The sequence below is a fragment of the Pseudomonas sp. SD17-1 genome, assembly GCF_029201585.1.
GTDB classification, from domain to species: domain Bacteria; phylum Pseudomonadota; class Gammaproteobacteria; order Pseudomonadales; family Pseudomonadaceae; genus Aquipseudomonas; species Aquipseudomonas palmensis.
The window spans coordinates 1,593,392-1,610,011 of the sequence record NZ_CP104044.1; the positions used below are offsets into that span (position 1 = coordinate 1,593,392).

At 62.8% G+C, this 16,620-nt stretch carries 18 protein-coding genes; 10 read left to right on the forward strand and 8 right to left on the reverse strand.

All coding sequences use genetic code 11. The features are described from left to right. Positions 1-45: 45 nt before the first annotated feature. Genes N0B28_RS07270 through N0B28_RS07280 form a run of 3 tightly spaced genes read right to left on the reverse strand, consistent with a single transcriptional unit; the run spans position 46 to position 2,348 of the window. A complete protein-coding gene (locus N0B28_RS07270) occupies positions 46-603 on the reverse strand; it encodes a peptidylprolyl isomerase (RefSeq protein ID WP_275731237.1) in 558 nt (185 codons plus the stop codon). Continuing rightward, entirely contained in the window at positions 597-1,412 is an 816-nt protein-coding gene (locus tag N0B28_RS07275) for an alpha/beta hydrolase (RefSeq protein WP_043864151.1), read from the reverse strand. The genes N0B28_RS07270 and N0B28_RS07275 overlap by 7 nt, the downstream gene beginning before the upstream one ends. 12 nt (positions 1,413-1,424) lie before the next feature. Beyond that, positions 1,425-2,348 (reverse strand): LysR family transcriptional regulator, encoded by a 924-nt coding sequence (locus N0B28_RS07280; RefSeq protein WP_043864150.1) that lies wholly within the window; start codon positions 2,346-2,348, stop codon positions 1,425-1,427. 50 nt (positions 2,349-2,398) lie between these two features. Between N0B28_RS07280 and N0B28_RS07285 the strand changes: the two genes are divergently transcribed. From N0B28_RS07285 to N0B28_RS07305, 5 genes are all read left to right on the forward strand, one after another. Then, the gene (locus N0B28_RS07285) at positions 2,399-2,713 is read left to right on the forward strand and encodes a hypothetical protein (RefSeq protein ID WP_043864149.1); all 315 of its coding nucleotides are present in this window, start codon (positions 2,399-2,401) and stop codon (positions 2,711-2,713) included. Positions 2,714-2,820: 107 nt separating this feature from the next. Then, complete coding sequence (locus N0B28_RS07290) at positions 2,821-3,420, forward strand: FMN-dependent NADH-azoreductase (protein WP_054914940.1); 600 nt, start codon at positions 2,821-2,823, stop codon at positions 3,418-3,420. 249 nt (positions 3,421-3,669) lie between these two features. Beyond that, positions 3,670-4,491, forward strand: coding sequence for a hypothetical protein (locus tag N0B28_RS07295; protein ID WP_054914939.1), 822 nt, complete (start codon positions 3,670-3,672; stop codon positions 4,489-4,491). 45 nt (positions 4,492-4,536) lie between these two features. After that, on the forward strand, positions 4,537-5,475 hold the full coding sequence (locus N0B28_RS07300) for a hypothetical protein (protein ID WP_054914938.1): 939 nt from the start codon (positions 4,537-4,539) through the stop codon (positions 5,473-5,475). 93 nt (positions 5,476-5,568) lie between these two features. Beyond that, entirely contained in the window at positions 5,569-6,447 is an 879-nt protein-coding gene (locus N0B28_RS07305) for a carboxylate/amino acid/amine transporter (RefSeq protein WP_043864146.1), read from the forward strand. Here N0B28_RS07305 and N0B28_RS07310 read toward each other — a convergent pair. Continuing rightward, on the reverse strand, positions 6,388-7,689 hold the full coding sequence (locus N0B28_RS07310; protein WP_058541541.1) for a mechanosensitive ion channel family protein: 1,302 nt from the start codon (positions 7,687-7,689) through the stop codon (positions 6,388-6,390). The genes N0B28_RS07305 and N0B28_RS07310 overlap by 60 nt on opposite strands. A 142-nt stretch (positions 7,690-7,831) precedes the next feature. On the opposite strand from N0B28_RS07310, the gene N0B28_RS07315 reads away from it, so the two are divergent. Beyond that, positions 7,832-9,160 carry a DEAD/DEAH box helicase gene (locus tag N0B28_RS07315; RefSeq protein ID WP_043864144.1) on the forward strand — a complete coding sequence of 443 codons (1,329 nt, stop codon included), beginning with the start codon at positions 7,832-7,834 and terminating at the stop codon, positions 9,158-9,160. Between the two features lie 74 nt (positions 9,161-9,234). On the opposite strand, the gene N0B28_RS07320 is transcribed toward N0B28_RS07315, so the two are convergent. Continuing rightward, complete coding sequence (locus N0B28_RS07320) at positions 9,235-9,504, reverse strand: hypothetical protein (protein ID WP_043864143.1); 270 nt, start codon at positions 9,502-9,504, stop codon at positions 9,235-9,237. Positions 9,505-9,632: 128 nt separating this feature from the next. Here N0B28_RS07320 and N0B28_RS07325 point away from each other — a divergent pair, with 128 nt between their 5' ends. After that, positions 9,633-10,028 carry a hypothetical protein gene (locus tag N0B28_RS07325; protein WP_043864142.1) on the forward strand — a complete coding sequence of 132 codons (396 nt, stop codon included), beginning with the start codon at positions 9,633-9,635 and terminating at the stop codon, positions 10,026-10,028. Positions 10,029-10,126: 98 nt separating this feature from the next. After that, positions 10,127-11,056 (forward strand): DMT family transporter, encoded by a 930-nt coding sequence (locus N0B28_RS07330; protein ID WP_043864141.1) that lies wholly within the window; start codon positions 10,127-10,129, stop codon positions 11,054-11,056. On the opposite strand, the gene N0B28_RS07335 is transcribed toward N0B28_RS07330, so the two are convergent. Then, positions 11,004-12,179 (reverse strand): MFS transporter, encoded by a 1,176-nt coding sequence (locus N0B28_RS07335; protein WP_116053171.1) that lies wholly within the window; start codon positions 12,177-12,179, stop codon positions 11,004-11,006. The two genes, N0B28_RS07330 and N0B28_RS07335, sit on opposite strands and share 53 nt — an antisense overlap. A 104-nt stretch (positions 12,180-12,283) precedes the next feature. On the opposite strand from N0B28_RS07335, the gene N0B28_RS07340 reads away from it, so the two are divergent. Next, positions 12,284-13,183, forward strand: coding sequence for a LysR family transcriptional regulator (locus tag N0B28_RS07340; protein ID WP_088514513.1), 900 nt, complete (start codon positions 12,284-12,286; stop codon positions 13,181-13,183). 111 nt (positions 13,184-13,294) lie between these two features. Further along, positions 13,295-13,420 carry a PA1414 family protein gene (locus N0B28_RS26260; RefSeq protein ID WP_286900691.1) on the forward strand — a complete coding sequence of 42 codons (126 nt, stop codon included), beginning with the start codon at positions 13,295-13,297 and terminating at the stop codon, positions 13,418-13,420. 538 nt (positions 13,421-13,958) lie between these two features. Here N0B28_RS26260 and N0B28_RS07345 read toward each other — a convergent pair. Both N0B28_RS07345 and speB read right to left on the reverse strand, forming a co-directional pair. After that, on the reverse strand, positions 13,959-15,338 hold the full coding sequence (locus N0B28_RS07345) for a sodium:solute symporter (protein ID WP_058541544.1): 1,380 nt from the start codon (positions 15,336-15,338) through the stop codon (positions 13,959-13,961). Positions 15,339-15,476: 138 nt separating this feature from the next. Continuing rightward, positions 15,477-16,427 carry an agmatinase gene (gene speB, locus N0B28_RS07350; RefSeq protein ID WP_043864136.1) on the reverse strand — a complete coding sequence of 317 codons (951 nt, stop codon included), beginning with the start codon at positions 16,425-16,427 and terminating at the stop codon, positions 15,477-15,479. Positions 16,428-16,620 lie beyond the last annotated feature (193 nt).

A 16,620-nucleotide genomic window follows, 5' to 3' on the forward strand; every position in this document is an offset into this window, starting at 1 on the left:
GACTCGACCGGGCCGGTCGTGGTTCACGTCCCTGTGAACACGGGCTCAGTCAATGCGTTTGGCGGACTTGATCAGCACGGGATCGACCGGTACATCGGCCATGCCGTTCTTGCGCGTGGTCGGCGAGTTGACGATCTGGTCGACCACGTCCATACCCTTGACCACCTTGGCGAACACGGCGTAGCCGGCATCGCGGCCCGGATCGAGGAAGGCGTTGTCGGCCACGTTGATGAAGAACTGGCTGGTGGCCGAGTTCGGGTTGGATGTGCGGGCCATCGACAGGGTGCCGCGGGTGTTGTGCAGGCCGTTGCTGGCCTCGTTGCGGATCGGGTCCTTGGTCGACTTCTGTTGCATCTGCGCGGTGAAGCCGCCGCCCTGGACCATGAAGCCCGGGATCACGCGGTGGAAGATGGTGTTGGTGTAGAAGCCGCTGTCGACATACTCGAGGAAGTTCTTGGTCGAGATGGGCGCCTTGACCGGGTCCAGTTCCACTTCGATCTGGCCGAAGCTGGTGTCGAGCAGTACGTGCGGGGCTTTTTCGGCAGCCATCAGGCTGGTGGCGAAGACGACCGAGCAGGCGGCAAGCAGAAGTTTTTTCAGCATGAACTCAATGATCCTTGAGAAGTGGTTGAAGCCGTTGCCAGAAACTGCAGCAGGGTCTGGTTGAACAGCCGGGGTTGATCCAGCGGTGTAGCGTGCCGTGAATCTTCGATGACCGCCAGTCGTGCTTGAGGAATAAGCGCGACGTAGCGCTGCTTGAGCTGTATCGGGGTGTAATCGTGGTCGGCGCTGATGACCAGCGTAGGACAGCGGATCTGGCCCAGGCGTTCCTGTACCCCCCAGCCGACGATGGCATCGAAGCTGGCCAGGTACGCACGCTTGTCGTTGCGCGCCCAGCGCTCGGCCATCTTGCGTCGCAACTCGGCCTGCTCCGGCTTGGGAAACAGGCGTGCGGCCAGGCCTTTGCCGATGGTCTCCAGGCTCAGCAGGCGGGCCAGGCTCCAGCGCTTGAACCATTGCCAGTAATCGTCGCGGCTGCGCAGCTTGACCTCGGGTGCGCTGTTGACGATGCACAGGCTGCGCAACCGGTGGGGATGGTCGACGGCAAACTGGAAGCCGATCATGCCGCCCATCGACAGGCCAGCCAGGTGTACCGGGCCGGTGTTCAGGTGCTCCAGCAGGGCCAGCAGGTCGGCGCTGAAGCCGGCGATGCTGTAGCGCTCGCGAGGCTTGTCGGAGCGCCCGTGGCCGCGCACATCGAGCAGGATCACGCGGTACTGACGGGCCAGCTCCGGTACCTGGTATTCCCAGTCCTGGCAGCTCGAGCCCAGGCCGTGCAGCAGTACCAGGGGCTCGCCCTGGCCATATTCCTCGTAATGCAGGGTGCAACCTTCATGTTCGAAATAGGCCATGGGCGTTACCTGTCAGGCTTGGGCGGGGGCGGCGAAGGGCACGTCCAGCGGCGCAGTGTCGAAGTTGCGCAGCAACTCGATGAGGATCTGCGTGGCCGGGCCCAGGGGTTTGTCCTTGTTCGAGTAAAGGTAGAACAGCGGGTGACGGCTGCCACCCTGGTCCAGCGGCAGTGGCTTGAGCACGCCTTCGCGCAGTTCGCGCTCGATCAGGTGGCGTGGCAGCCAGGCAAAGCCCAGGCCGCTGCTGACGAAGGTGGCGGCAGTGGCCAGGCTGCCGACCGTCCAGCGCTGTTCGGCGCCCAGCCAGCCCACATCCCGCGGTTGTGCCCGGCCAGAGTCGCGGATCACCACCTGCAACTGGCTCTCCAGGTCCTGGAAACTGAGCTCGCGGCCCAGGCGGTGCAGGCTGTGCTCGGGGTGTGCAACGGCCACGAACTCCACCGCGCTCAATTCGGTGCCCAGGTAGCCGGGGATGCTGAAGCCGCTGATGGCAAGGTCCGCCACCCCTTCGTGCAGCACTTCCTCGACCCCTGACAGCACCTCCTCGCGCAGGCGCACCCGGCAGCCGCGACTTTGCGGCATGAACGCACTCAGGGCACGTACCAGTCGGGCATTGGGGTAGGCGGCATCGACCACCAGGCGCACCTCGGCTTCCCAACCCTGCTCCATGTGATGGGCGAGGTCTTCGAGCTGGCTGGCCTGCTTGACCAACTGGCGCGAGCGGCGCAGCAGCACGCTGCCGGCATCGGTGAGCACCGCCTTGCGCCCGTCGATGCGCAGCAACGGCACGCCGAGCTGGTCCTGCATGCGGGCCACGGTATAGCTCACCGACGATTGGGAGCGGTGCAGGGCTTCGGCGGCCTGGGCAAAGCCGCCGTGGTCGACCACCGCCTGCAGAGTCCGCCACTGATCCAGGGTAACGCGCGGCGCTTTCATCTTCGGCTCCTGTTGTCCTAAGCTGGCGCACTTTCATGGAGAGCGCCGTTATGAAGAAAATCTGTGTTGCACTGCTGGCCCTGCTGCCGCTGACGGCCCTGGCCTACCCCATCGACGTGACCAAGAACACCGACGGGGTGAAGCTTGACTACACCACCTACGACACCGACCGTGACATCGGCTCGATCAGCCTGAACAACTACGGCGATGTGGCAGCGACGTGCAAGGTCACCTTCCGCAACGGCCCGGAGGCCCCCAGGGTACGGCGCATACAGGTACCGGCGAAAAAGAGCGTCGACGTGACGGCCAAATTCAACCGCGAAATCCTCAAGCTGCGCATCGCGCTGGACTGCAAACCGCAATAAAACAGGTTAACTGATAGATTTAACCCAGTTTTTACGCTTTTTTATCGATAGGTCAATCTCTAATCTTGCCTCCATCGACTTAGCGAACTTGCCGATGGAGGCAACCCATGTCCCGCGTACTGATCATCGAAAGCAGCGCCCGCCTGCAGGACTCCGTGTCTCGTCAGCTGACCCGTGATTTCATCAGCCAGTGGCAGGCGGCCAACCCGGCCGACCAGATCAGCGTGCGCGACCTGGCATTGAACCCGGTACCCCACCTGGACAGCCATCTGCTGGGTGGCTGGATGAAGCCCGAAGCCCAGCGCAGCGCCGAAGAAGTGCAGGCACTGGCACGTTCCAACGAACTGACCGACGAAGTGCTGGCCGCCGATGTACTGGTGCTGGCGGCGCCGATGTACAACTTCACCATCCCCAGTACGCTGAAGGCCTGGCTCGACCATGTGCTGCGTGCCGGCGTCACCTTCAAATACACCCCCACCGGCCCGCAGGGCTTGCTGACCGGCAAGCGCGCCTATGTGCTGACGGCCCGCGGCGGTATCCACGCCGGGGCCGGTAGCGACCATCAGGAGCCCTACCTGCGCCAGGTGATGGCCTTCATCGGCATTCACGAGGTGACGTTCATTCACGCCGAGGGCCTGAACATGGGCGGCGACTTCCACGAAAAAGGCCTGAACCAGGCCAAGGCGCTGCTGGCTGCGGTAGCTTGAGCCGTACCGATTTCCCCCCCGCCTGACACCTTTGCTCCTTTGGGTGTACCTGCCCGGTCAGACACTGGTTTGACCGGGCTTTTTTGTGGGTGGTTATAAAACTTGTCATTGCCAGGTTGATTGTTTATAGAGAACTGACAGTTTTGTCAGGTGCGCGCTTGAATGCCTAGCTGTTTATATACAGGTGACGGACAGACTTTCCGCAGTGAAAGTTTGTAACTTGCCTCGCGGATATAAGGATGCGTACCTATGCCTGCTAAAATTGAGTCCAAGCTATATGCCTGGGATGCCCCGACGATCGACTGTTCGATTGAACATCCCGATTACCCCCAAGACCCGTCGAGAAGGTATTTCCTGATAAGGGGGATCTACAACTGCGGCAGCAATACGGATTTTTTGTCAGTCAGGACGCTCATATCAGCCGGCATGTACGCCGGTGACAGGGTCAGGGTAAGAATTGTCGAACCTTCCGGTATCATCTTCGATTTGCCCGTGCAAGTCATCAAAAACCCGCCGCAAGCGCTGTACTCTTCTTGTCCAAAAGCGCTGATGTACAGCAGTTCCGGTCAAACGGCACAGGTAAATTTCGCGCTGAGCAGGAATGGCGGAGCATGGGTGGTTTCGCAGAGTCGTTACTATACGGTGCAAGTCCAAAGTTTCGATCCATTGGACCGGCCAACACTTGAGCGCGGTTCTCGCGTGGTCAAGGTTACCTATCCCCAATGGCAACCTTCACACAAGGTTCGTCTAAGAGGTTTCACCATGACAGGGCATGAGGACCTGGGGTGGAAACCCATGACGGGTGGTACTGCCCAGTTTGAAATTCCACTGAGCTGGTTTCAGCAGAACAGAGGCAAGCAAGTGTGGCTCAATTATGCGCTTGAAGCGGTTACGGGCTCGGACTACCAATTTTCCAGGCTGCTTTATATCCCGAGCCTGGAGGTGCCCCCGGCATCTGCGAAGGCGCCTGAGGGCCCTGCGAAAGTGCCGGTGAAAAAACCTGCGAAGGCGTCAGAGGCACCTGCGAAAGTGCCTGGCAAACCTGCGAAACGCCCGCCAAGCAAGGCGTGACCCGCAAGCAAGGGTTCAAAGCCGGCGCGAGCGCAGGGAGGCACCATGTTGAACACGTTCACACTGTTGCTGTTGATCAGCCTGATGACAGCCTGCGCCAACCGGGCGCCGGTGCAGCCTGCCAATGACGAGGTTGCGCAGGCAAGCTCGGTGCCGCCAACGGTCCAGGCCGCTGCGTTGCAGTCCCGTGCAGGTACGGCGGCTGTTTCCGGAGCCACGGTTGCACGCCACCTGCAGGAACGTTACCGCGACACCCGGCAGAACTGTAACGCCTCCAGCGCGCCGGCCTTTCTGTGCAGCGGCATCCTCATGCGCGCTACGCAGAACAGCCCGGCGTTTCATTCGTGGAACCCGAACCCCACCGCCTCGGGCGTGTCGTTCTCCTACCTGCGCGCCGACTCTGCGTTCAGTCGGTTGGCCTATGGGTACACTAACGGCTTCATCTTCGTGCCTATCTTGTACGCCAACAATCAATACAAGCCCCGTGTGTTGTGCTCGTTTCCTGTGGACGCCGATTCCAACAGGCGAGAATCGCAGGGGTGCGGGCAGAATGTCGGTTACCCCACGGTGAGTCGCGAGTGCAGGGCGCAGGGCATCGGTACAGCCGAACAATGGCTGGCGCATTACAACGCCAACCGGATCAATGCACGCCAGTGCGGCTTCAATGTTCGCGATGAACTCAACAAAGAAGGCGCCATCGCGTTCTATCAGAGCCTGCGTGCCAGAAACCTGCCCGGCGCCAACCTTGGTGGCATCCAGAACGAAGTGCGCATGGCCCTGTGGCCGCAGAACATCGGTCGGCAATTGCCGATGGAAGCCTTCTTCTATATTGGCGGGAGCGCGAGCGGAAGGGCGGGGGCGCAGGCGGATCAGCGGGACTTCTTCAGCCAGACGGGCATCCTGGTGCCGATCATCGCGGTGACCTTGCCCTCTGGCGCCACCCCCGCACGGTTCCAGTTCATCACGGCCGATCAGACCCGTTGAGCCTGCTGGCACCTTGAGTGCAGGCGTTTCAAAAGCGGTTGCCGGCCCGTTGGTCAACCGCTAAGGTCGCCGCCTGCATATCAGGGGGCATACATGGGCTACTTATTGATCGTCGCGCTGATCCAGGCGTTTTCCTTCAGCCTGATCGGCGAATACCTGGCCGGGCATGTCGACAGCTACTTCGCGGTGCTGGCGCGGGTACTGCTGGCCGGCCTGGTGTTTTTGCCGTTGACCCGCTGGCGCAAGGTCGAGCCGCGCTTCATGCGGGCCATGCTGCTGATCGGCGCGTTGCAGTTCGGCATCACCTATGTGTGCCTGTATTTGAGCTTTCGTGTGCTGAGCGTGCCCGAAGTGCTGCTGTTCACCATTCTTACACCCTTGCACGTGACCCTGATCGAGGATGCCCTGAACCGGCGCTTCAACCCGTGGGCACTGGTGGCCGCACTGGTGGCGGTGGGGGGCGCAGCGGTGATTCGCTTCGACCGCATCAGCCCGGACTTCTTCATGGGCTTTGTGCTGCTGCAACTGGCCAACTTCACCTATGCCGCCGGTCAGGTGCTGTACAAGCACCTGGTTGCCCGTTACCCCAGTGACCTGCCGCACTACCGACGCTTCGGCTACTTCTACCTGGGCGCCCTGCTGGTGGTGCTGCCGGCCTTCCTGCTGTTCGGCAACGCGCAGCATCTGCCCAGCACCGACGTGCAGTGGCTGGTGCTGCTGTTTCTGGGATTGTGCCCGACGGCGCTGGGGCTGTACTGGTGGAACAAGGGCGCCTGCCTGGTTTCAGGCGGCACCCTGGCGGTGATGAACAACCTGCATGTGCCGGTCGGGCTGTTGCTCAACCTGCTGATCTGGAACCAGCACGAGCCGCTGGGCCGGCTGTTCATCGGTGGTGCGGTGATACTGGCCTCGCTATGGCTCAGCCGACTCGGTGCTCAACGCCCGTTGCTCGCGAACGGCACCGGCCGGTAGCAGCCCGGCGCGCAGGTCGCTGCCGCTGGGTTGCTGGTACAGGCCCAGACCGAACTCGGGCATCACGGCCAGCAGGTAGTCGAAGATATCGCCCTGGATACGTTCATAATCGGCCCAGGCGGTGGTGCGGGTGAAGCAGTAGATTTCCAGGGGCACGCCCTGGGCGGTGGTCTGCATCTGACGCACCATGCAGGTCATGTTCGGCTGGATGTCCGGGTGGCTTTTCAGGTACGCCAGGGCATAGGCGCGGAAGGTGCCGATGTTGGTCATGCGCCGGCGGTTGGCCGACAGTGCTGCCACAGGGCCCTGGGCTTCGTTCCAGGCCTGCAGTTCGCTGCGCTTGCGGGTCATGTAGTCGGTGAGCAGGCGCACCTTGCTCAGGCGTTGCTCTTCTTCATCGGTCAGAAAGCGCACGCCGCCAGCATCGATGAACAGGCTGCGCTTGATGCGCCGACCGCCGGCCTGCTGCATGCCACGCCAGTTCTTGAACGATTCGGACATCAAGCGCCAGGTGGGGATCGAGACAATGGTCTTGTCGAAGTTCTGCACCTTGACCGTGTGCAGGGTGATGTCCACCACGTCGCCGTCGGCGCCCACCTGGGGCATCTCGATCCAGTCGCCGACGCGCAGCATGTCGTTGCTGGTCAGTTGCACGCTGGCCACGAACGACAGCAGGGTGTCCTTGTACACCAGCAGGATCACCGCCGACATCGCACCCAGGCCCGACAGCAGCAACAACGGCGAGCGGTCGATCAGGGTGGCGACGATGATGATCGCGCCGAACACGAACAGCACCATCTTGGCCAGTTGCACATAGCCCTTGATCGAACGGGTACGCGCATGTTCGGTGCGGGCATAGATATCGAGCAGGGCATCGAGCAGTGCACTGATGGCCAGCACCAGGAACAGGATGGTGAACGCCAGCGCCACGTTGCCCAGAAAATGCTGGCTGGTGGCGCTGAGCTCCGGCACCAGCTTGAGGCCGAACTGCACCACCAGCGAGGGCACCATCTGCGCCAGGCGCTGGAATACCTTGTTGTGCAGAAGGTCGTTGAGCCAGTGCAGGGCCGGCTGGCGGCTCAGCAGCCGGACGGCGTGCAGGATCATGAAGCGTGCCACACGCCCCAGTACCAGGGCGGCCAGCAGCAGTACCGCCAGGCCCAGGCCGGCGTGCAGCAGCGGGTGCTGATCGAGGGTGCCCCACAGATCCAGGGCGTTTTGCCAGAACAATTGAATATCCATGCCTTAGTAAAGGTGTCCGCAAAAAGAGTGGAAGTGCAATTAGAACGCGGAAAGTCGTGACAATGCCAAAAGAAATTCGGCGTGAGCGCCGGAAAACGTTACCCTATATGGCTGAATTTCTGCACTTGCCCGAGGTACACCCGTGTTTTCCCAATTCGCCCTGCACGAACGCCTGCTCAAAGCCGTGGCCGCACTGAACTTTGTCGAGCCCACGCCTGTGCAGGCGGCGGCCATCCCCCTGGCGCTGCAAGGGCGTGACCTGCGGGTGACGGCGAAAACCGGTAGCGGCAAGACCGCCGCCTTCATGCTGCCCGTGCTCAACCGCCTGGTGGACCTGAAGCAGAGCCGTGTCGAGATCCGTGCCCTGGTGCTGCTGCCGACCCGCGAGCTGGCCCAGCAGACCCTCAAGGAAATCGAGCGTTTCGCCCAGTTCACCTACATCAAGGCCGGCATGATCACCGGTGGTGAAGACTTCAAGGAACAGGCCGCCATGCTGCGCAAGGTGCCGGACATCCTGGTCGGCACCCCGGGGCGCATGCTCGAGCACCTCAATGCCGGCAACCTGCACCTTGAACATGTGCAGGCGGTGGTGCTGGACGAAGCCGACCGCATGCTCGACATGGGCTTTTCCGAAGACGTCGAGCGTCTGTGCAACGAGTGCGCGAACCGCGAGCAGACCCTGCTGTTCTCGGCTACCACTGGCGGTGCCGGCCTGCGCGACATGATCGGCAAGGTACTCAAAGACCCCGAGCACCTGATGCTCAACACCGTCAGCCAGCTCAACGACGGCACCCGCCAGCAGATCATCACCGCCGACCACAACCAGCACAAAGAACAGATCGTGCAGTGGCTGCTGGCCAACGAGACCTACCAGAAGGCAATCATCTTCACCAATACCCGGGTGATGGCCGACCGTATCTACGGTCACCTGGTGGCCAAGGACATCAAGGCATTCGTGCTGCACGGCGACAAGGACCAGAAGGACCGCAAGCTGGCCATCGAGCGCCTCAAGCAGGGCGGCGCCAAGGTGCTGGTGGCGACCGACGTCGCGGCCCGTGGCCTGGACGTGGACGGCCTGGACCTGGTGATCAACTTCGACATGCCGCGCAGCGGCGACGAATATGTACACCGTATCGGTCGTACCGGGCGCGCCGGCAACGAAGGCCTGGCAGTGTCGCTGATCTGCCATGGTGACTGGAACCTGATGTCGAGCATCGAGCGCTACCTCAAGCAGAGCTTCGAGCGCCGCACCATCAAGGAAGTCAAAGGCACCTATACCGGGCCGAAGAAGGTCAAGGCGTCGGGCAAGGCCGCCGGGGTCAAGAAGAAAAAGACCGACAAGAAGACCGACAAGAAGGTGGTGGCCAAACGCAAGCCGACCGCCAAGCCCAAGCCCAATGCTCCCTCCCTGGTGAGCCAGGACGGCATGGCACCGCTGAAGAAGCGCAAGCCGGCACCGGCTGCCGAGTAAGGTTGCAGGGCCTATTCGCCGGCAAGGCCGGCTCCTACAGGAGCTGTCTTGCCAGCGAACGCGTCATCCTCGATTCAGACTTTCTTCTCTGCCGCCTTCAGTTCCTGCATGCGCTTGTCGATCAGCTGGCATTTGTCCGGCAGGTCCTTGCTCTCGGTTCCCAGCTTCATCCCCTGCAATTCTTCATTGATCTCCTTGGCCTTCTGCGGGTTCTGCTCCGTCAGTTTGCTGACCTCCTTGGCCAGCTCCTCGCGCTTCTGCGTGGCCTCTTCCAGCGTGCAGGCCCAGGTGGGCACGGCAAATAGAAGGGCAGCGGCAGCGGTGATGCTCATCAGCGTTTTCATGGTCGGACCTCGTGTTCCATTACGGGCGAAGGTGTTCGGTGGAGGGCTGTGCCGGCCGGAAAGTTCAGTCGAACCGCTGCCGCGCGCGCCTGTCACACCCTTACATCCCCTTGCTGGAGGTTGGACCGATGAGCACTACCTATGACTGGGACCTGATGGAGCGCCTGCTGCACGAAGTGCAGAACGGCGCCGGCCACAGCTTTACCCCGCGCCCGTATGCCGAGCAGCATGCTGCCGGCCTGGCTGCCAAAGGCGATGCAGTGCCGGAGCTTGATCATCTGAAGACCAAGGCCTGCGAATACGAGAAGCTGCTGTTCGAGCGCGGCTTTATCGAGACGCGCCCTGAAGAGGAAGGGGGCAATGGCGAGAACTTCGTCCTTACCCAACGAGGCTCGCGCCTGCTCAGCCTTATCGACAGCGCAATCCCGGGCAATGATCATCCGCGCCAGGTGTTGAACGAGCAGGCTGATGCACTGGATGAGGCGACCTTCGACGAAGTGGCGTCAAAGGCACAAATCGCCTGATCGGGCTGGTAATCGCTGGCAGCAGGCCCTGATAATCGGCGCTGGATCCACTATTGCCGAGAGCCTGCCATGCCGTGCCGCGATAATGGGGGTCGCCCTTGAGCGCCCTTCGTAAGAATACCGACACCTTCGCTCTGCAAGTCATGCTGGGCCTCTGCCTGATCTGGGGCATCCAGCAGGTCATGATCAAGTGGGCCGCGCCGGACATCGCACCGGTGATGCAGGCCGCCGCGCGCTCGGGCATCTCGGCACTGATGGTCGCGTTGCTGATGTGCTGGCGGGGTGGCTGGGAACAGCTGGGCACCACCTGGAAGGGCGGTCTGCTGGCCGGTTCGCTGTTCGGCCTGGAGTTTCTGCTGATAGCCGAAGGGCTGCAACTGACGTCCGCGGCGCACATGTCGGTGTTCCTCTACACCGCGCCGGTGTTCACTGCGCTGGGGCTGCACTTCATGCTGCCCAGCGAGCGCCTTCGCCCGCTGCAGTGGCTCGGCATCCTGCTGGCGTTCGCCGGTATTGCCGTGGCCTTTGCCGGCGGACTGTCGCTGGACAACCTCGATGGGCGCATGCTGCTGGGCGATGCGATGGGCGTGATGGCCGGCATGGCCTGGGGCGCGACCACCGTCGTGGTGCGGGCTTCGCGCCTGTCGGAGGCACCGGCTACCCTGACCCTGTTCTACCAACTGATGGTCGGCTTCGTCGGCCTGCTGCTGATCGCGGTACTGACCGGGCAGGTCGGCCATGTGACGCTGACCGCCACATCGATCAGCAGTGTGCTGTTCCAGGCGGTGGTGGTGTCGTTCTTCAGCTACCTGACCTGGTTCTGGCTGCTGCGTCGCTACCTGGCGTCCAACCTGGCGGTGTTCTCGTTCATCACCCCGTTGTTCGGGGTGACGTTCGGCGTGTTGCTGCTGGGCGAGCCGTTGAGCCTGAACTTCATCCTGGGCGCCGTCTGCGTGTTGCTGGGCATTACCCTGGTCAGTGCCGAGCAGTGGGTACGCAGGCGTCTGCGGCGCCTGCTCGGCCAGTAGCCGGGCGCAACAGCAGGGCCCCGGCGATGATCAGGCCGCTGGCGGCCACTACCAGCGCCGGTTGCAGGCTGGCGCTGAACTGATTGCTCAACGCCGCCAGCAGCGGGCCGCTGAGCTGGCCGAGGGCGAAGCAGGTGGTCAGCAGGCCGGCATTGCGGTGGGTGGCGTGGGGGGCCAGTTCGCGCGAGCGCTGCATCACCAACTGCATGCAGGCCAGAAACGGCGTGCCGCACAGCAGTACACCCAGCGCCAGGCCGGCGCCGCTGCCCAGCAGGCAGGCCAGTACCCCGGCGGCCTGCAGCCACAACGTTGCCATCAGCCAGCGCGCCGTGCTGCCGTGGTGCGGGCGGCGCAGGCTGACCAGCACCACACCCATGGCGGCAGCCAGGCCGAAGGCCGGCCAGAACAGGTCGGCCAGCCACTGGCCGTGAAAACGTGCGCTGGCCATCTGTGACATGAAAGTGGCCGGAATGATGTATCCCACCCCGTACAGTGCATAGATCAGCCCCAGCCGCCCGATGCCGGGTGTCGCACCCTGCGCGGTGGCCTTGTGCGCGGGCACTGGTTGCGGGTGTGGCAGCGCGGGCTGGATCACCAGCAGCATCAGCAGCGCCACGGCGGCGTAGATCAGCCAAAGCGGTGCCGAACCCAGGCCCTGCAGATTGGCGCCCAGTGCCAGCATCCCCGTGAGCAGGATACCCATGCCAGGGCCGGCGAACACCAGTGCGCCAAGGCGCGGTTGACGGCTTTGAGCGGCCAGGTGTTGAGTCATGCCGGTGAGCGTCACCACCACCCACGCACTGGCGATGCCGGTGCCCAGGCGCAGCGCGATATGCGGCCAGAACCCGTGGGCCCAGAACGAGGCCAGGGTCAGCAGCACACACAGCCACAACCCGGCCAGCAGGCGTTTGCGCACCTGGGCGGGGCGGTGCGCGAACATCGCGTCGAGGGCGCCGAGCAGGTAGCCCAGGTAATTGGCGGCAGCTACCAGCCCGGCGGCGGTCAGGCTGATCTGGCCTTCGCTGATCAGGTGCGGCAGTTGCGGGGTGAGGGCGAATCGGCCGATGCCCATGGCCATCATCAGGGCAACGAAGCTGGCCAGCAGGCGCATTGTCGAGGACATGGTGGGGTTCCTGTGCGATGAGCGTTGACCGTCAGGCTACTGCGGGTTGACTTTCATAAAAATTGAATAATGATGAGAAACTTGTTCAGTTTTGGAGAATTGCCGTGGAGCTGAGTCAACTGCGCATCTTTCAGGCGGTCGCCGAAGAGGGGTCGATCACCCGCGCGGCCGAGCGCCTGCACCGCGTGCCCTCCAACCTGTCCACGCGCCTGCGCCAGCTGGAAGAGCAACTGGGCGTGGAGCTGTTTCGGCGCGAGCGCCAGCGCCTGCAGCTGTCGCCGGCTGGTAAGGTGCTGCTGGACTACAGCGCACGCATGCTGGCGTTGCATGACGAAGCCTTTGCGGCGGTTCAGGGGGGCGAGCCGGCGGGGAATTTCGTGCTGGGCAGCATGTACAGTTCAGCGGCCATTCATCTGCCGGAGCTGCTGGCGCGCTATCACCGAGCTTACCCGGCGGTGAACCTGCAGGTGCAGACCGCCCCCAGCGGCGAATTGCTCGAAGGGCTGCTCAGCGGGCGTCTCGACGCGGCGCTGGTGGATGGACCGCTGGCCCTGGCCGGGCTCGACGGGGTGCCCTTGTGCGAGGAGACCCTGGTGCTGCTCACCGAGGCCGACCACCCGCCGGTGCACAGTGCCCGGGATGTGGCTGGGCGTGCGGTGTTCACGTTTCGCCAGGGATGCTCGTACCGCATGCGGCTGGAGGCCTGGTACGCCCATGATCGTGCGGCGATGGGGCGGGTGATGGAAATCGAATCGTATCCCAGCATGCTGGCCTGCGTGATCGCCGGGGCGGGTGTGGCGTTGATGGCGACCTCGATGCTTGAAAGCCTGCCGGGCCGTGAACGGGTCACGGTGCACCCGTTGCAGTCGCCGTTCGACCAGACCACCACCTGGCTGATGTGGCGCAAGGGCATGTGCGGGGCCAACCTGAGTGCCTGGATAGCGGTGCAGGAAGCGGTGAAGGGGCAGGTGAGCGATGATGCCGAGGTGGCCCTGCGTGCCTGACTGAAATCAATAGAGAAGTTTTTACCCGGGCGTGATGCTGCACATGGGGCTATGATGAGTTTGTAGCGCCGCCGCCGTACTTCGCGCGCAGATGACCCGTGAGGGGGAGTTATGAGAAACGATCTGTTCAACTGGCTCCACGACCTGGCTGTGGCATTGGGGCTTGTCCCGCCACCCATGCAGCCTGTACCGATCCCTACCGATGAGGAGCAACGCAAACGCCAACCTCGGCGCTAGCGTGCTGCTGAAACCGACGCATTGCGCAATGCGTCGGTATTCTTTTGCGATTTTTCAGCCGTCCCCATTCCCACAAAATCCCTGAAAGGCTTTGGCTTTGGCTTTGGCTTTGGCTTTGGCTTTGGCTTTGGCTTTGGCTTTGGCTTTGGCTCTTGATCTTGATCTTCCCGTCCCCCAGGAGGCCGAATGGAACCTGCGCGTAGTGGGGTGGAGGGCCATGGATGGCCCGTAAAGCGCCGACGGGCAGGGATGCCCGTTCGGCGTGGCCCCACGGAGCGTGGGTGGAATGAGGGGACCCGTAGCGAAGCGTAGGGCCGGATGATGGACGGGAGCGGTTTTGCTTACTTTTTCCAAGAAAAAAGTAAGCCGCTGTAAGAGCGGAAGGGGCCCTTGCTGGCTGCATCCATGCTGGATAAGCCTGCGCTTGCCGATGTTACAGAGCCTATTGCTGACCCAGGCGTGTTGCTGCCTTCGCGGGGCAAGGCCCGCTCCTACAGGTCGTCCATGACCCTCCACCCCGCTACCCGGGCGCGACGTCCTATGCCAGATTCACCGCGCCCACCGGCCGACGCGACATCAAACTCACCACCACAAAACTCACCAACCCGATAGCCAGGCTGTAGTAGATCGGCGTATTGGCATCCATCCCATCCTTGAACATGAACACCAGCGCCGTCACGAACCCCAGCCCCATGCTGGTGATTGCCCCGGCCGTGGTTGCACGCTTCCAGTAGATCGCCCCGATCAGCGGCACCAGCATGCCGCCCACCAGCAGGTTGTACGCCAGGGTCAATGCACTGATCACATCCACTACCACCAGCGCGATCCCCAGCACCGCAATACCCGTAAGCAAGGTAAACAACCGGTTGATGCCAAGGCTCGACTGCTTGCCGCCACGCAGCTTGGGCAGCAGGTCTTCGGTCAGCACCGTGGAGGCAGCCAGCAAGCCGGCACTGGCGGTGGACATCATCGCCGCCAGGGCCGCGGCAATCACCAGCCCACGGATGCCGTCGGGCAACGCTGACTTCACGATTGCCGCAAACGCATTGTTGGCATTGCCCAGGTCAGGCAGCAGCACATGCGCACACATGCCGATCAGGGCACACACCAGGCCGTAGATCACGCAGTACACACCGGCCGTGGTACCAGCCCGCTGGGCGACTTTTTCGTCACGGGCAGTGAACACGCGCTGCCAGATGTCCTGGCCGATCAGGATGCCGAAGAAGTAGATCAGGAAGTAGGTGATGATGGTGTCCCAACCAATGGTGGTCAGGTTGAAGCTGGCAGCCGGCAGCTTGGCCACCAGTTCGTCCCAGCCGCCCACCCGGTACAGGCAGATCGGCAGCAGGATGAACATCAGGCCCACGGTCTTGATCACGAACTGCACAATGTCGGTCAGGGTCAGCGACCACATGCCGCCAATGGTCGAGTAGACCACCACCACGCCACCACCGAGCAGGATGGCGCCCCAGAACGGCAGGTCGAACAGCACCTGCAGCACGGTGCCGATGGCCAGGGTAGAGGTCACGGCGATCATCAGGGCGTAGGCCAGCATGATCACGGCGCTGGCCTGGCGGGCCATGGGGTTGTAGCGCTTTTCCAGCACCTGGGTCACGGTGAAGATGCGCAGGCGCAGCAGCGGCTTGGCCAGGAACAGGTTCAGGGCAATGATGCCCAGGCCCAGCGCGGCGCACAGCCAGAAGCCGGAAATGCCGTGCACATAGCCCAGCTTCACGGTGCCGACGGTAGAGGCGCCGCCCAGCACGGTGGCGGCCATGGTGCCCATATACAGGCTTGGGCCCAGGTTGCGCCCGGCCACCAGGTAGTCTTCGTGGGTCTTCGCGCGGCGCATGCCGAACCAGCCCAGTACCAGCATGCCGGCGGCGTATATCAGTACAACGAGTATGTCCAAGGCCATGGGGTGTCTCCGATTATCTTTATTATGGTGAGATCGATCGCCGGTGGCGTGCGCCAGGCGTCATTCATCCGCAAGCGGGCCGCGTGTACGGCCCGCCGAAAGGCTCCATCCGGGGGTGAAACTCCAGGCCGATGGCCGTTAGCGATGCGCTACGCCAGGCAGAACACACAGCATTTCGTACAACAGGTTGGCGCCGAGCAACGAGGTGTTGCCGGTGGTGTCGTAGGGCGGCGAGACCTCCACCAGATCGCAACCGATCAGGTCCAGCCCCTGGCAGCCACGGATGATCTCCATCGCCTGGATGGTGGTCAGGCCACCGATTTCCGGGGTGCCGGTGCCCGGTGCCCAGGCCGGATCGATGCCGTCGATGTCGAAGCTCAGGTAAACCGGACCACCACCGACCTTTTCACGCACTTCGGCCATCAGCGGCTCCAGCGACTTGTGCCAGCACTCCTCGGCCTGCACCACGCGAAAGCCCTGCTTGCGGCTCCAGTTGAAGTCTTCGGCGGTGTAGCCCTGGGCGCGCAGGCCGATCTGCACCACGCGGTCGCAGTCCAGCAGGCCTTCTTCGACGGCGCGACGGAAGGTGGTGCCGTGGGCGATCTTCTCGCCGAACATGTGATCGTTGACGTCGGCATGGGCATCGATGTGCACCAGCCCGACCTTGCCGTGCTTCTTGTGGATCGCGCGCAGGATCGGCAGGGTGATGGTGTGGTCGCCGCCCAGGGTCATGGGGATCACGTCGTGCTCGAGGATCTCGTCGTAGGCCTCTTCGATGATGCGCACCGCGTCCAGCAGGTTGAAGGTGTTGATTGCCACGTCGCCGATGTCGGCGACCGACAGCGAGTCGAACGGGGCGGCGCCGGTGGCCATGTTGTACGGGCGGATCATCACGGATTCGGCACGGATCTGGCGCGGGCCGAAGCGGGTGCCGGAACGCAGCGAGGTGCCGATGTCCAGCGGGATGCCGATGAAGGCAGCGTCCAGGCCGGCGGCGCTGGGCAGGTGGGGAAGACGCAGCATGGTGGCGATGCCGCCGAAACGCGGCATTTCGTTGCCGCCCAGTGGTTGGTGAAGAATCTTGTCCACGGTCGGGCCTCACGGTTTGGATTGTTCTAGTTGTTGGAACCTGTCCGGCCACCCTGCGAACAGGTGCAGCAATGCGCGAGGACAGGTGCATTGGCGCAGAGTCTGCAAAAGGTAGTGCGCCAAGAGAATCGCTACAGGCAAATACTTACTTCAGGTTTTCATGAACTAATGGCGATCAGCGGGTAGACTGGCG